The sequence below is a fragment of the Winslowiella toletana genome (assembly GCF_032164335.1).
GTDB lineage: Bacteria > Pseudomonadota > Gammaproteobacteria > Enterobacterales > Enterobacteriaceae > Erwinia > Erwinia toletana_A.
Genome location: NZ_CP134152.1, coordinates 322,149 through 338,457, shown reverse-complemented (window position 1 = coordinate 338,457; position 16,309 = coordinate 322,149). Strand labels below are relative to the sequence as shown.

At 54.4% G+C, this 16,309-nt stretch carries 10 protein-coding genes; 2 read left to right on the top strand and 8 right to left on the bottom strand.

Annotated features, from left to right (window positions below; translation table 11 throughout):
* Positions 1-210: 210 nt before the first annotated feature.
* The gene (malT, locus tag RIN69_RS01490) at positions 211-2,928 is read left to right on the top strand and encodes an HTH-type transcriptional regulator MalT (protein ID WP_313855112.1); all 2,718 of its coding nucleotides are present in this window, start codon (positions 211-213) and stop codon (positions 2,926-2,928) included.
* A gap of 58 nt (positions 2,929-2,986) precedes the next feature.
* On the opposite strand, the gene RIN69_RS01485 is transcribed toward malT, so the two are convergent.
* The 3 genes from RIN69_RS01485 to glpE are packed head-to-tail and all read right to left on the bottom strand — an operon-like array spanning position 2,987 to position 4,979.
* On the bottom strand, positions 2,987-3,745 hold the full coding sequence (locus RIN69_RS01485; RefSeq protein WP_313855110.1) for a DeoR/GlpR family transcriptional regulator: 759 nt from the start codon (positions 3,743-3,745) through the stop codon (positions 2,987-2,989).
* 24 nt (positions 3,746-3,769) lie between these two features.
* Positions 3,770-4,597, bottom strand: coding sequence for a rhomboid family intramembrane serine protease GlpG (glpG, locus tag RIN69_RS01480; RefSeq protein ID WP_313855109.1), 828 nt, complete (start codon positions 4,595-4,597; stop codon positions 3,770-3,772).
* Between the two features lie 52 nt (positions 4,598-4,649).
* Positions 4,650-4,979 carry a thiosulfate sulfurtransferase GlpE gene (glpE, locus tag RIN69_RS01475; RefSeq protein ID WP_313855107.1) on the bottom strand — a complete coding sequence of 110 codons (330 nt, stop codon included), beginning with the start codon at positions 4,977-4,979 and terminating at the stop codon, positions 4,650-4,652.
* A gap of 231 nt (positions 4,980-5,210) precedes the next feature.
* Here glpE and glpD point away from each other — a divergent pair, with 231 nt between their 5' ends.
* Positions 5,211-6,719, top strand: a complete 1,509-nt coding sequence (gene glpD / locus RIN69_RS01470; protein WP_313855106.1) for a glycerol-3-phosphate dehydrogenase — start codon at positions 5,211-5,213, stop codon at positions 6,717-6,719.
* A gap of 53 nt (positions 6,720-6,772) precedes the next feature.
* Here the strand turns inward: glpD and glgP are convergent, their stop codons facing one another.
* The 5 genes from glgP to glgB all read right to left on the bottom strand — a co-directional run bounded on the left by glgP (position 6,773) and on the right by glgB (position 16,209).
* Positions 6,773-9,220 (bottom strand): glycogen phosphorylase, encoded by a 2,448-nt coding sequence (gene glgP / locus RIN69_RS01465; protein WP_313855104.1) that lies wholly within the window; start codon positions 9,218-9,220, stop codon positions 6,773-6,775.
* 21 nt (positions 9,221-9,241) lie between these two features.
* The gene (gene glgA, locus RIN69_RS01460) at positions 9,242-10,675 is read right to left on the bottom strand and encodes a glycogen synthase GlgA (RefSeq protein ID WP_313855103.1); all 1,434 of its coding nucleotides are present in this window, start codon (positions 10,673-10,675) and stop codon (positions 9,242-9,244) included.
* Positions 10,676-10,740: 65 nt separating this feature from the next.
* A complete protein-coding gene (gene glgC, locus RIN69_RS01455) occupies positions 10,741-12,033 on the bottom strand; it encodes a glucose-1-phosphate adenylyltransferase (RefSeq protein WP_313855102.1) in 1,293 nt (430 codons plus the stop codon).
* A 10-nt stretch (positions 12,034-12,043) separates the two neighbouring features.
* Entirely contained in the window at positions 12,044-14,029 is a 1,986-nt protein-coding gene (gene glgX, locus RIN69_RS01450; RefSeq protein WP_313855101.1) for a glycogen debranching protein GlgX, read from the bottom strand.
* Positions 14,026-16,209: a 1,4-alpha-glucan branching enzyme gene (gene glgB, locus RIN69_RS01445; RefSeq protein ID WP_313855099.1), complete on the bottom strand. Its 2,184-nt coding sequence runs from the start codon at positions 16,207-16,209 to the stop codon at positions 14,026-14,028. The genes glgX and glgB overlap by 4 nt, the downstream gene beginning before the upstream one ends.
* Positions 16,210-16,309: the final 100 nt, after the last annotated feature.

The window sequence follows — 16,309 nt, the reverse complement described above, 5'->3', positions numbered from 1 at the left end:
TAACTACAGTTAATTATTTCGTTATGTTCAATTAATACCGTGAGCTGAAATATTAAAATTTGCGTAAGGAAATGTGATGAGGTGCAACATAATGAATTCTCATTATCAGCGATCCTTGCAATAGGCTGCCGACTGACGGAATGTACTTAATTACACGCTGTAAAATAATTCCGGTTGTATCCTCCTATTTCGCACAGTGAAGTGTAAGCCATGCTGATACCATCTAAACTCAGCCGTCCATCGCGGCTTCAGAACACCATTGTTCGGGAGCGTTTGATTGCAAGGCTCACGAATATTAATTTTTACCGCCTGGCGCTGGTCACCAGCCCGGCCGGATATGGCAAAACCACGCTGGTTGCACAGTGGGCCGCCGATAAAAGCGATCTGGGTTGGTACTCTCTGGATGAGAGTGACAACTATCCCGAGCGCTTCGCCACCTATTTTATGGCCGCCATTCAGCAGGCTACCGGCGGCCACTGCGTGCGCAGCGAAGCGCTGGCGCAAAAACGTCAGTACGCCAGCCTGAGCGCCCTGTTTTCCCAGCTGTTTGTCGAACTTTCTGAATGGCACCGTCCGCTGTTTTTGGTAATAGATGACTATCACCTGCTGACGAATGATGCCATCCATCAGGCTATGCGCTTTTTTATTCGTCACCAGCCGGAAAACCTGACGCTGGTGATTCTGTCGCGCAATCTGCCCTCACTTGGCATTGCCAATCTGCGGGTGCGTGAGCAACTGCTGGAAGTTAACAGCCAGTCGCTGGCATTTACCCACGGCGAGGCGAAACAGTTCTTCGATTGCCGTTTACAGCAGCCAATTGATGCCACTCACTCCCAGCGGCTGTGTGATGATGTGGCTGGCTGGGCAACCGCTTTGCAGCTGATTGCGCTGTCGGAACGCCAGTCCAATACGCCAACACACCAGTCTGCGCAACGACTGGCGGGCATTAATGCCAGCCATCTGTCTGATTATCTGGTCGATGAAGTGCTCGACTGCGTTGATGACGCCACGCGTAACTTTTTACTGCGCAGCTCAGTACTGCGCTCAATGAATGATGAGCTGATTGCCCGCATTACCGGCGAAGAAAATGGCCAGCTGCGTCTGGAAGAGACCGAGCGGCAGGGGCTGTTTTTGCAGCGGATGGACGACAGCGGCCAGTGGTTTAATTTTCACCCGCTGTTTGTCAGCTTTTTGCGCCAGCGCTGCCAGTGGGAGCTGGGTAGCGATCTGCATCAGCTGCATCGCGCGGCGGCGGAAGGCTGGATGGCGCTCGGCTTTGCCGGAGAAGCCATTCATCATGCGCTGGCGGCGGAAGATACCTTGTTACTGCGCGATATCTTGCTGCAACACGCCTGGTCGCTGTTCAATCATAGCGAACTGGCGCTGCTGGAAGAGGGTCTGAAAGCGCTGCCATGGCAATTGCTGGTGGAAAACCCACGGCTGATCTTATTGCAGGCGTGGCTGGCACAGAGTCAGCATCGGTATAATGAAGTCAATCTGCTGCTGGCACGCGCTGAGCAGGAGATGGCAATGCAGCAAATAGCGGTTGATGCGGTTCTGAGCGCCGAATTTGATGCGCTGCGCGCGCAGGTGGCAATCAACGCCGGTAAGCCAGATGAAGCGGAGCGACTGGCCACTCACGCGCTGAATACACTGCCGCTGGCTCATTACTACAGCCGGATTGTTGCCACCTCGGTTAAGGGTGAAGTGCTGCACTGCCAGGGTGAGTTGAGCCAGGCGCTGGCGATGATGCAGCAAACCGCGCAGATGGCTCAACAGCATGATATCTGCCATTACGCGCTCTGGGCGCTATTGCAGCAGAGTGAAATTTTGATCGCCCAGGGATTCCTGCAAACCGCGTTCGAAACCCAGCAAAAAGCCTTTGCCCTGATTGATAAACAGGGGCTGGAACAGTTACCGATGCACGAATTTTTGCTGCGTATTCGCGCGCAGCTGCTGTGGTCGTGGTCGCATCTTGATGATGCTGAAACCGCCGCGCGCAATGGGCTGGAGGTGCTGGCAAATTTCCAGCCGCAGCAACAGCTACAGTGTCTGGCGATGCTGGCGAAATGTGCACTGGCGCGCGGAGATATGGATAATGCCCGTCGTCATCTTAACCGCTGTGAAAACTTATTGGGTAACGGCCAGTATCACAGCGACTGGGTAACGAATGCCGACAAGCCGCGGGTAATTTACTGGCAGATGACCAATGACAAAGTGGCCGCCGCTAACTGGCTGCGACTGACGCCAAAACCGGCAGATGCCGATAACCACTTTTTGCAGGGGCAGTGGCGCAATATCGCCCGCGCGCAAATTTTGCTTGGGCAATATGATGAAGCCGAAGTGGTACTGGATGAGCTGAATGAAAATGCACGCCGTTTGCGTTTAATCAGCGATCTCAATCGTAACTTGCTGCTGAGCAACGCGCTCTACTGGCAGACCGACCGTAAAAGCGATGCGCAGAAAGCACTGATAGAGTCGCTGTCGCTGGCTAACCGCACCGGCTTTGTCAGCCATTTTGTGATTGAAGGTGAAGCGATGGCGCAGCAGCTGCGGCAGTTATTACAACTGAATACCCTGCCCGAACTGGAACAGCACCGTGCGCAGAGGATTTTACGCGATATCAACCAGCATCACCGTCACAAGTTCGCCCATTTTGATGAGACGTTTATCACCCGATTATTAACCCACCCACAAGTACCGGAGCTGATTCGTACCAGCCCGCTGACCCAGCGCGAGTGGCAGGTGTTAGGACTGATCTATTCCGGCTACAGCAACGATCAAATCGCCAGCGAACTGGACGTCGCGCCAACCACCATTAAAACCCATATTCGTAATCTTTATCAGAAGTTGGGCGTGGTACATCGCCAGGAAGCCGTACAGCAGGCGCAGCAGTTATTGCATTTGATGGGAATGGGCGTGGCGTGATCAATCACCGTTAAGAAATGAATGCGCGGCGGCGTTCTCACCGCCCGCAATCATCAATTCAGCACAGCTCCAGATGCACCTCATGCTGCTCAATCACTTTCATCACGCTCGGCGGCGGTGGCTCGTCGGTATACAGATGGTCGATCAGGCTCATATTACCGAGATTAACCATCGCATTACGGCCAAACTTTGAATGGTCGGCCACCAGCATCACGCAGCGCGAATTCTCGATGATCGCGCGCTTGGTGCGCACCTCATGGTAATCAAACTCCAGCAGCGAGCCATCCATATCGATGCCGCTGATACCAAGAATGCCGAAATCCAGACGGAACTGAGAGATAAAATCAAGCGTCGCCTCGCCCATGATACCGCCATCGCGGGTACGCACTTCACCACCGGCCAGAATCAGGCGGAAGTCCGGCTTGGACATCAGCAGCATTGCCACGTTGAGATTATTGGTCACCACCCGCAGATTATTGTGATTCATCAGCGCATGGGCGACAGCTTCCGGCGTGGTACCGATATCAATAAATAGCGTGGCACCATCGGGTATCTGGCTGGCTACCCGCTGAGCGATGCGCGCTTTTTCCGCTGACCACATCATTTTACGATCCTGCCACGCGGTATTTTCGGAGCTGGAAGGCAGCGCCGCGCCGCCGTGATGACGCTGAATTTTATTCTGATCGGCCAGATCGTTAAGATCGCGGCGGATAGTTTGCGGGCTGACGTCGAAATGCTCCACCAGCTCTTCAGTACTGACATATCCCTGACGACGAACCAGATCGATAATGGCGTCGTGACGTTGCGTCTGCTTCACGAAGATCTCCGAACTTTATACTTTTTATTTGCGTACATGGCGCGTATCGACAAATGCCATTGCAAGCCCCACCAGCAAGCCGGTGACGTGCGCAGCATTGGCAATCGCTAAGCCGAACACGCCAAAGTATCCAATCACCAGCCACAGGATAGCGAAACCCATCAAACCACGCTCAAGGTAAATTCCACTTTCGGGATCGCGCTCGCCTCGCAGCCAGGCATAACCCATCAGCGCATACACTACGCCTGATAAACCACCAAACCAGATGCCGCTGAATTTTGCCTGCATCCAGCCACTGAGCAGCGCCGAAATCAGCGTAATCACGATCAGCTTGCCGCTGCCAAGGCGCTTTTCTACCGCTCCGCCGAGATACCACCACCACATCAGATTGAACAAAATATGCAGCAGTGAGAAATGCAATAAGCTATGGCTAAACCAGCGCCACAGCTGGAAATACTGACCTTCGCCATCCGGCCACGCCAGCCAGGCCATTACGGCGCGGTCGCCGAGCAGCTGCATCAGAATATAGATTGCCACGCAGACAACCATCAGCGTCATGGTCAGCGGACCGGCGCGCTGGCGAATGTTATCGAGCAGCGATGCGCTGGAATAACGCAAGCCGCTGGACGTATTGCCTGACTTCCAGCTGGCGTCCTGATAGCGCGGGTGCAGCGGATCACGCACAAACTGCTGAAGTTCGTTTTCGACCATCGCAGCCTGCGCTTCATCCGGCAGCAGGATATTCCAGCTGCCCTCCTGGTGCTCAATGCGCAGCGTCACGCCGCGCGTCGCCATATAGTCGACAAACGCCTGCGCCAGACGCGGATTATTAAAGTGGGTTATACGCCTCATTATTACTGTCAGCCCCTGTGCCTGTCTGTGTTAATTGCCGGTCGGCTGAAAATCAGCTTGCTGTGGTTTCAACCTGCTGTGGGAAAGCGGCGCGCCAGGCGTCAAAGCCACCATCGATGCTGTAAGCCTGATCGAACCCCTGAGTCAGCAGATACTGCGCCGCACCTTTACTGCTGTTGCCGTGATAGCACATGACCAGTACAGGCGTGCTGAAATCGGTTTGTTGCATAAAGGTGTTAAGTGAATCGTTAGTCAGATGGAAGGCACCGCTGGCATGGGCGGCTGCAAAGCTTTGCGGGTCGCGGATATCAATCAGCAGCGCCGCGCCTTGTTCCAGACGCTGTTGTGCCTGCTGCACGCTGATACATTCAAATTGTTCCATGGTGTTTTCCAGTCAATTACGAAACGAATTGGCGCTATTGTAACCTGAACCCGGTCGGCAATAACCAGACAAATGTTATTGTTACCGCGCTTTTGTGTCGCTAATTATGTTACCTGCATCACGCATAAATGTTTTTATTCGGTTAACCACTGGCATCAATGTTGGTTTCCGACTAATATCATGTTCGAAAACGAACATAATTGAGCCATTCCGAACATCGGGGGAGATGACGTGGAAACCAAAGACTTGATCGTAATCGGCGGCGGCATCAACGGTGCCGGCATTGCAGCTGATGCTGCAGGACGCGGACTGTCTGTGCTAATGCTTGAGGCGCAAGATTTGGCCTGTGCGACCTCTTCCGCCAGTTCTAAATTAATCCACGGTGGCCTGCGCTATCTGGAACACTACGAATTCCGCCTGGTCAGCGAAGCGCTGGCCGAGCGCGAAGTGCTGCTGAAAATGGCGCCGCATATTGCCTTTCCTATGCGCTTTCGTTTGCCGCACCGCCCGCATCTGCGCCCGGCGTGGATGATCCGCGTTGGCCTGTTTATGTACGATCATCTCGGCAAGCGCACCAGCTTACCGGGCAGCAAAAGTTTGCGTTTTGACTCAGATTCGGTACTTAAACCTGAAATCGTGCGCGGTTTCGAATATTCCGACTGCTGGGTCGACGATGCGCGTCTGGTTGTGCTGAATGCTCAGGAAGTGGTGAAACGCGGCGGTGAAGTCCGTACCCGCACCCGTGTTACCCGTGCATGGCGCGAAAAAGGGCTGTGGATGGTGGAAGCAGAAGACGTCGACAGCGGTAAAACCTTTACCTGGCGTGCCAAAGGTCTGGTGAATGCTGCCGGCCCGTGGGTTAAACAGCTGTTCGACGACAGCCTGAAGCTGAAATCGCCTTACGGTATTCGTCTGATTAAAGGCAGCCATATTGTGGTGCCGCGCGTTCATACGCAGAAACAGGCTTACATCCTGCAGAACGAAGATAACCGTATCGTGTTTGTTATTCCGTGGATGGACGAGTTCTCAATTATCGGTACCACCGACGTGGAGTACAAAGGCGATCCGAAGAGTGTCAAAATTGACGACAACGAGATCGATTACCTGCTTAAAGTGTTTAATGAACACTTTAAGAAAGACCTGGCGCGTGACGATATCGTCTGGACGTATTCCGGCGTTCGTCCACTGTGTGACGACGAGTCCGACTCACCGCAAGCCATCACCCGCGATTACACGCTGGATGTGCGCGATGACGAAGGTAAAGCCCCACTACTGTCGGTGTTTGGCGGCAAGCTAACCACTTATCGTAAGCTGGCGGAGCATGCGTTAGAGAAACTGTCGAAGTACTACCCGAATATCGGTGAAGCCTGGACGCGCAACTGCGTACTGCCGGGTGGTGATATCGCGGGTGGTCGTGATGACTACGCGGCCAGCCTGCGCCGTCGTTATAGCTTTATTACTGAAGGAATGGCGCGTCACTATGCGCGGACTTACGGCAGCAACAGCGAAGCGCTGCTGAAAGATGCCACCAGCCTCGAAGATTTAGGTGAGAACTTTGGTCACGATTTCTACGAAGCCGAGCTGCGCTACCTGGTGCAGCACGAGTGGGTGCGCGAACTGGATGATGCCATCTGGCGTCGTACCAAGCAGGGTATGTGGCTGAACGAGCAGCAGCAAGCGCGCATCAGCGAATGGCTTGCTACCCACCAGAAAAAACCGGCGTTATCGCTGGCGTCTTAAAAGATACGGGCGGCTATACAAGAACGCCGCCCGACTTCCTGCCAGTACCCTTGCTACAGCCTTATCGGTGAAATATGCCAGATCTCATCGGCATATTCCTGAATGGTACGATCCGACGAGAAGTAACCCATATTGGCAATATTATAAGCCGCACGACGCTGCCACTCTTCCGGATGACGATACAACTCATCGACCTTATCCTGGGTATCAACATAGCTGCGGTAATCGGCCAGTAACTGATAGTGATCGCCAAGGTTAACCAGCGAATCAAACAGGTTGCGATAGCGGCCCGGTTCCTGCGGGCTGAACACGCCAGTGGCAATCTGCGTCAGCGCCTGGCGTAACTCCGGATCTTCATCATAATACTGATGTGAGTTGTAACCGTTGCGTCTCAGCTCCTCAACCTGCGGCGTGGTATTGCCGAAGATAAAGATATTCTCTTCCCCGACGTGCTCCAGCATCTCAACGTTTGCGCCATCCAGTGTGCCAATCGTCAGCGCACCATTCAGGGCAAACTTCATATTACTGGTGCCGGAGGCCTCAGTCCCTGCCAGCGAGATCTGCTCGGAAAGATCCGCCGCCGGAATAATGATCTGTGCCAGGCTGACGCCGTAGTTAGGAATAAACACCACTTTCAGCTTATTCTTCACCTGCGGATCGCTGTTGATCACCTTCGCTACATCATTGATCAAATGGATAATATGTTTGGCGGTGTAGTACGCCGAAGCGGCTTTACCGGCAAAAATATTCACCCGCGGCACCCAGTTAGCGGTGGGATCGGCTTTGATGCGGTTATAGCGCGTAATGATATGCAGCACATTTAACAACTGACGCTTGTACTCGTGAATACGCTTAATCTGCACATCAAACAGCGCAGTTGGATCGAGCACCACATCAAGATTTTTCGCCACCCAATCTGCCAGCCGCTTTTTATTGGTCAGCTTGGCATTGGCGATATCCTCGATAAAGGTCGGATAGTCGATATGCTGTTTTATTTCACTCAGCTCGCCCAGCTCGGTGCGCCAGGTGCGGCCAATCGCTTCGTCCAGCACGCTGGACAGCGGCGGGTTAGCCAGCGCCAGCCAGCGACGCGGGGTTACGCCATTGGTTTTATTACAGAAACGACCGGGAAATATTCTGGCGAAGTCGGCAAACAGCGACTGTACCATCAGATTAGAGTGCAGCTCTGATACGCCGTTCACCTTATGGCTGACCACCACCGCCAGCCAAGCCATACGCACCTGGCGACCATTATTTTCATCAATAATGGAGATGCGTGACAGCAGCTCCCATTCGTCGGGATAGTGCTCCTGAACGGTTTTCAGGAAGTAGTCGTTGATATCAAAGATAATTTGCAAATTACGCGGCAGAATTTTGCCGATCATATCAACCGGCCAGGTTTCCAACGCTTCACTCATCAGCGTGTGGTTGGTGTAAGAGAACACCTGGCAGGTCACTTCAAACGCCTCATCCCAGCTGAATTTATGCTCATCGATCAGCAGGCGCATCAGCTCAGGAATCGCCAACACCGGATGGGTATCATTCAGGTGAATGGCGATTTTATTGGCAAGATTGTCGAAAGTCTGATGCATGGTCCAGTGTCGATGCAGAATGTCCTGCACCGTCGCCGAGACCAGGAAATACTCCTGACGCAAACGCAGCTCACGTCCGGAATAGGTTGAATCATCGGGATAGAGCACCCGCGACACGTTTTCCGAGTGGTTTTTATCTTCTACCGCCGCGAAGTAATCACCCTGGTTAAATTTACCGAGGTTAATTTCGTTACTCGCCTGCGCACCCCAAAGCCGTAGGGTATTGGTTGCGTCGGTGTTGTAGCCGGGAATAATCTGGTCGTAAGCGGTTGCCAGCACTTCCTCGGTTTCGACCCAGCGCGCCTTACTGCCTTCATGCTGAATTCGGCCACCGAAGCGTACTTTATAGCGGGTATTAAAACGCTGAAATTCCCACGGGTTGCCATATTCCAGCCAGTAATCCGGTGACTCCGCCTGGCGACCATCGATAATATTCTGTTTAAACATGCCGTAGTCGTAGCGGATACCGTAACCGCGCCCCGGCAGACCCAGCGTTGCCAGCGAGTCGAGGAAACAGGCAGCCAGTCGGCCCAGACCACCATTGCCCAGCCCCGGATCGTTCTCTTCCTCAATCAGCTCGGCAAGGTCAAAGCCCATCTCCTCCAGCGCCCGGTTGATATCATCATAGATACCCATCGCCAGCAGCGCGTTCGACAGGGTACGTCCAACCAGAAACTCCATCGACAGGTAATAAACCTGGCGCACATCCTGTGACAACTGGGCCCGATTGGAACGCAGCCAGCGCTCCACCATCCGGTCACGTACTGCCAGCAGCGTGGCGTTAAGCCACTCGTGTTTATTGGCAATCGAAGGATCTTTACCCAGCGTAAACATTAACTTATAGGCAATCGAATTCTTCAGCGCTTCAACACTGAGTGTCGGTGAGGCGTAGGTGAAAGGTGCGTTCATATCAAGTATCCCATGTGCTGGTTACAGCAAGCGTTGATAAAGATCGCGGTAGGCACGTGCGGCCACCTGCCAGCTAAAATCCATCCCCATCGCCTGACGCTGTACATAACGCCAAAGTGAAGGACGGGACCACAAAACAAAAGCACGCCGGATTGCTCTGAGCAGCGACCAGGCATTACTGTCCTCGAAGGTGAAACCACTGGCAATACCATCCGCCAGATTCTCCAGCGAGCTGTCGTTAACCGTGTCCGCCAGCCCGCCGGTACGGCGCACCAGCGGTAAAGTACCGTATTTCAGACCGTATAACTGCGTCAGCCCGCAAGGTTCGAAGCGGCTGGGCAGCAGAATGACATCTGCGCCGCCAATAATGCGATGGGAGAAGGCTTCGTGATAACCAATTTGCACGCCAACCTGCCCCGGATGTTCCGCCGCCGCCGCGAGAAAGCCCTGTTGAAGCACCGCATCACCGGCTCCCAACAGCACCAGTTGACCGCCCTGTTCCAGCAGTCCGGGCAGCGACTCCAGCACCAGATCCAGCCCCTTTTGCCGGGTTAAACGGCTGACCACCGCAAACACCGGCACTTTGTCATCGACTTTTAAGCCCATGGTCGTCTGTAACTGTCGCTTGTTCTCCGCCTTGGCTTCCAGCACATCACGGTTATAACGCGAACCGAGCAGCAGATCATGTTCTGGGTCCCAGATCGCCGGATCAACACCGTTGAGAATACCGCTCAGCCGCCCTTCACGTAATCGCAGCTCCAGCAGCGACTCCATGCCGTAACCAAACTCCGGCTGGGTAATCTCACGCGCATAGGTCGGGCTGACCGCCGTAATGTGATCGGCATAAAATAGCCCGGCTTTCAGATATGAGATCTGCCCGTAAAACTCGAGGCCATGCATACTGAAGAATGACCACGGCAGCTGAATTTGATCCATATGATGGGCCGAAAACAGCCCCTGATAGGCCAGGTTATGCACGGTAAATACCGACTTCGCCGGACGCCCACGCGCCGCCAGATAGGCGCAGGTTAAACCGGCATGCCAGTCGTGCGCATGCACCACATCCGGACGCCACCAGGTATCCAGCCCACATGCCAGTTCACAGCCGATAAAGCCCAGCAGTGCAAAGCGCAAATAGTTATCCGTGTAAGCAAACTGAGACTCATCGTGATAAGGGCTTCCCGGACGATCGTACAGGCCCGGCACCTCAATCAAGTAAATCCCGACGCCATTAAAATGCCCAAAATGCAGCCGAACGTAACCGGCGAAGGTTTGTAGTTCCGCAACCACTTCTGTATCGGTAATGCCTTTACGTAAATCAGGAAACATCGGTAATAACACCCGCGTATCCGTTCCTTCTGCAATCTGTGCTGCTGGTAATGCCCCGACAACATCCGCTAAACCCCCGGTTTTGAGCAGCGGAAAAAGTTCTGAACAGACATGTAAAACCTGCATTCTGGGCTCCTTAACTAGGCTCTGGCGCGCTCCAGCGCGCCAACAGCGATAACCGTTTTCATCCGTCAGCCAGCCGCTTTGGCCAGTCTGGCCAACATCGCTCGCGTCACCAGCACAATCCCCTCTTCCGAGCGATAAAACCGGCGGCTATCCTCATCAGGGTTTTCACCTATCACCATGCCTTCCGGTAGCTCGCAGGCGCGATCGATCACGCAACGACGCAGACGACATGAGCGGCCAATTACCACATCGGGTAACAGCACCGAGGAATCGATATTGCAGAATGAATTCACCCGCACGCGCGGGAATAACACCGAGTGCACCACCACTGAACCGGAGATAATGCAGCCGCCGGAAACCAGTGAGTTCATGGTCATTCCATGACTGCCGGAACGATCCTGAACAAATTTAGCCGGTGGCAGCTGCTCCATCTGGGTTCGAATCGGCCATTCATGGTCATACATATCCAGTTCCGGCGTCACCGTGGCTAAATCAAGATTGGCGCGCCAGTAGGCTTCTAAAGTGCCGACATCACGCCAGTAAGGCGGGGCGTTATCGTCACTCTGTACGCAGGAAAGATTAAATGAATGGGCGTAAGCTTCGCCGCTGGCGACAATTTTTGGCAGCAGGTCTTTGCCAAAGTCATGGCTGGAATCAGGCTGTTGCAGATCCTCTTCCAGTAACTGATAGAGATAATCGGCGTTAAAGACGTAAATCCCCATGCTGGCTAATGACTGAGTATCATCACCCGGCATCGACGGCGGATTGGCCGGTTTTTCAACAAATTCGATCACTTTATTGTTGCTGTCCACCGCCATCACACCGAAGGCGCTGGCTTCGGCAATCGGCACCGGAATACAGGCAATGGTGCACTGCGCGCGGTTATCTACATGATCCAGCAGCATGCGCGAGTAATCCATTTTATAGATATGGTCGCCCGCCAGAATCACCACATACTGCGCGTTATAGCGTCGGATAATGTCGAGGTTTTGCGTCACCGCATCGGCAGTACCGCGATACCAGCTTTCCGTCGAGAAACGTTGCTGCGCCGGGAGCAGATCAACAAACTCGTTCATCTCCTCACTGAAAAATGACCAGCCACGCTGAATATGCTGCACCAGCGTATGTGACTGATATTGGGTAATCACGCCAATACGACGGATGCCCGAATTAATACAGTTTGACAGCGCAAAGTCGATGATGCGGAATTTGCCGCCAAAATGCACGGCAGGCTTGGCACGTTTAGCGGTAAGATCCCGCAGGCGCGTGCCGCGTCCGCCAGCAAGGATGAGGGCTACAGTTTGCGTTGGCAGCTGTCTCGCCAACATCAGATGATCTGCTCTTTCTAATTTAACCATGTCTGACTCCTTATGATTGCTTTTGGAACACGCTCACACCGTGCGCGGGTCCATGCCAGACGGTTGTAAGGATCGGGTTATCATCCCCGGCAAAAGGAGGAATGGCGCGCCACTCTCCATCAGGCAGTACGATGTCACTCACCTCTTCAGAGGCGTTTATTGTTATTAGCCAACGGTCTGAAAGCAGGATTTGCATTCTGTGCACGTCTTGCTCCCACTGCTCACTGCTCAGTGGCTGCCCGTCAGCATTCAGCCACTGTACGTTGCCGTCGCCCTCCTGCCACCAGCTGTCCTGCTGTAACGCCGGAATACGGCGGCGCAGGTGGATCAGCGCGGCGGTGAAGTCAAACAGCCCACTATCGTTGTCCTGCCAGTCGAGCCACGTCAGTTGGTTGTCCTGGCAGTAAGCGTTATTATTGCCATGCTGGCTGTGACCATGTTCATCACCGGCCAGCAGCATCGGCGTGCCCTGCGCCAGCAGTAGCGAAGTCAACAGCGCATGAACGCTGTTACGGCGATGCTCAATTACCGTCAGTGGCGCCTTCAGCCCTTCAACACCGTGGTTATGGCTGTAATTATTGTTGCTGCCATCACGATTATCTTCGCCGTTGGCCTGGTTATGCTTACGCTCAAAACTCACCACATCGCGCAGTGTAAAACCGTCGTGCGCGGTAACCAGATTGATGCTGGCCGAGGGCAGACGCCCCCGCTGCTGGAACACATCACTGGAGCCGGCAAAGCGGCGGGCAAATTCGCCATTAGAGATATCGCCATACATCCAGAAGCGGCGCATCGCATCGCGAAAATGATCATTCCATTCGGCAAACGGCTCGGGGAAATTCCCCACCTGATAACCACCGGGGCCAACATCCCACGGCTCGGCGATCAGCTTAACTTGCGACAGCAGCGGATCGGCTTTCAGCGCCTCAAACATCACGGCCTGTGGGTCATAATCCGGCGAGCGGCCCATCACAGTGGCGAGGTCAAAGCGGAAACCGTCGACATGACAGACTTCCACCCAATAGCGCAGACACTCCAGCGTCCACTGCATCACCTCGGGATGGCTGATATTCAGCGTGTTACCGCAGCCGGTCCAGTTCTGGTACTCGCCTTCGTCGCTCAGCCAGTAATAGCTTTTATTATCAACGCCGCGTTTCGACAGCGTGGGCCCGGTCTCTTCCAGTTCGGCGGTGTGGTTAAACACCACGTCAAGAATCACCTCAATACCCGCACTGTGCAGCGCTTTAACCGCCTGCTGAAACTCATTCAGCGGATGAAGCTGATCCACGCCGGAAGCGTAACGCGCGTCGAGCGCATAGGTTGCCAGCGGGTTATAGCCCCAATAATTGGTTAAGCCCAGCCGTAACAGTCGTGGTTCGCTGGCAAAATAGGCCACCGGTAACAGTTCCAGTGCGGTGATACCCAGCCGCTGGAAATAGTCGATCATCACCGGATGGCCCAGTGCGGCATAAGTCCCGCGGATCTCTTCAGGAATATCCGGATGCAGTTTCGTCAGGCCACGCACGTGGGCTTCGTAGATAACCGTCGATCCCCACGGCACGCGTGGCGGTTGGTCATCGCCCCAGTCGAAATCGTCGATAATCACCACGCTTTTCGGTGCGATGGCGGCACTGTCTTCGCCGTCTGGCTCTTCGATACCGCACTGGAAACGCGGATCGTCGGTGACTTCCCCGATCACTTCACGGGCGCAGGGATCGACCAGCAGCTTGGCCGGATTAAAGCGGTGCCCCTGCTGCGGCTGCCACGGGCCGTGTACGCGATAACCATACAGCTGGCCGGGCGTGGCGGCGGGCAGATAACCATGCCAGATATCACCACTGCGCGCTGGCAGGTCATAACGCGTTTCGTTGCCCTCGGCATCAAACAGGCACAGTTCTACGCGCTCGGCAAAGTGGGAGAACAGCGTAAAATTGATGCCTTTACCGTCATAGCTGGCACCCGACGGCTCAGGACGCCCCTCCAGTAATGAACTCATTCGCCCTCCCGCATCAGCCACACGGTTGCCAGTGGTGGTACCACCATACTGAGCGAATGTTCACGCTGATGGCTGTTGACTGGCTGACTGTGCAGCAGGCCGTTAGTCAGGTTACTGCCGTGATAATGTCCGGCGTCGGTATTAAGAATTTCACGCCAGCTGCCCGGCTGATTAATGCCAAAACGGTAGTCATGGCGTGCGACCGGCGTAAAGTTGGCGATCACGATAATCTCATTGCCCGCGTGGTCGCGGCGGACAAAGGCAAATACCGAGTTTTCATGATCGTCGACCACCAGCCATTCAAAGCCGCTGTGGTCAAAATCGAGCTGATGCATCGGTTTATGATGGCGATAGGTCAGGTTCAGATCGCGCACCAACCGCTGCACGCCGTTGTGCCAGTTGTCCTCGCCCTCCAGCAGATGCCAGTCGAGGCTGGTGTCATGATTCCACTCGCGTCCCTGAGCAAATTCGTTGCCCATAAACAGCAGCTTCTTACCCGGGAATGCCCACATCCAGCCATAGTAGGCACGCAGGTTGGCAAACTTTTGCCAGGCGTCGCCCGGCATGCGATCGAGGATCGAGCGCTTACCGTGCACTACTTCGTCATGGGACAACGGCAGCACAAAGTTTTCGGTGTAGTTATACAGCAGCCCAAAGGTCATCAGATTGTGATGATAGCGACGATGCACCGGATCGAGCTTCATATAGTCGAGGGTGTCGTGCATCCAGCCAAGATTCCATTTAAACCAGAATCCCAACCCGCCCGATTCCGGCGGACGCGACACGCCGGGGTAGTCAGTCGACTCTTCGGCAACGGTAATACTGCCCGGTGCCGCGTGCCCTAGCGTGCGGTTGGTGTAACGCAGGAACGACACCGCTTCGAGGTTTTCGCGACCACCATACGCATTGGGGATCCACTCGCCTGGTTTACGGCTGTAGTCGCGATAAATCATCGATGCCACCGCATCAACCCGCAGGCCATCAATACCAAAGCGCTCCATCCAGTAGAGCGCGTTGCCCGCCAGGTAATTACTCACTTCGCGGCGACCAAAGTTGTAAATCAGCGTGTTCCAGTCCTGGTGATAGCCCTCGCGCGGATCGCCGTGCTCATACAGTTCGGTGCCGTCAAACTTCGCCAGACCGAACTCATCGGAAGGAAAGTGGCCTGGCACCCAGTCGAGCAGCACGTTCAACCCGGCGGCGTGCGCCGCAGCAATAAAATAGCGGAAGTCATCACGGGTACCGAAACGGCGGGTCGGCGCGTACATCCCCAGCGGCTGATAACCCCAGCTGCCGTCAAACGGATGTTCGTTAATCGGCAGCAGTTCGATATGGGTAAACCCCATCTCTTTGACATAGGGCACCAGCTGCTCAGCCAGCTCGCGGTAACTGAGCCAGAAATGGTTATCAGTATGGCGACGCCAGGAACCGAGATGCACTTCATAGATAGAGATGGGCGCGTCAAAGGCATTCGCCGCCTTACGCTCCGGTTTCATCTCTACTTTTTCCGGCAGGCCACAAATCATCGAGGCGGTTTGCGGTCGCATCTGCGCTTCAAAAGCATAAGGATCGGCTTTCAGCCGCAGCTGGCCATACACATCGATAATTTCGAATTTATACAGCTGCCCCTGACGCGCCCCCGGAATAAACAGTTCCCACATGCCGCTTTCACGGCGAAAACGCATCGGATGGCGACGGCCATCCCAATAGTTGAATTCGCCTACCACCGAAACACGCTGGGCATTGGGCGCCCAGACGGAAAAGCGCGTGCCGGTAACGCCATCAATCACATCAGCATGAGCGCCCATGGTTTCATACGGGCGCAGGTGCGTCCCTTCCGACAGCAGCCAGCTGTCCAGCTCAGCCAGTAGCGGACCAAAACGGTAAGCATCATCAATTAAATTCTGTTCACCATGCCAGATCACCGCCAGCTGATAGCGAAACGGGTTTTTACGCCGTGGGATCACACCACTAAAAAATCCGCGTGAATCAAGGCACTTCAGCTGCACACACTTCCGCCCGGTTTTGGTTTCAATCACCCAGACTTCTGACGCATCAGGCAACAGAGCACGCACCTCCAGCCCGGCGTCGGTTTGATGCATACCAAGCAGCGCAAAAGGGTCGGCATAATGGCCGGAAATAATCGCATTGATCGCATGGCGATCGGGAAGCTCAGACATGGCATTCTTCCTGTGACATTTGGCAAGCGAATCAGTGACGCATTGATAAATAATGCATCAGATGAAGGCTGCTCTTTGTTGAGCCATCAGCTCGCAGGCA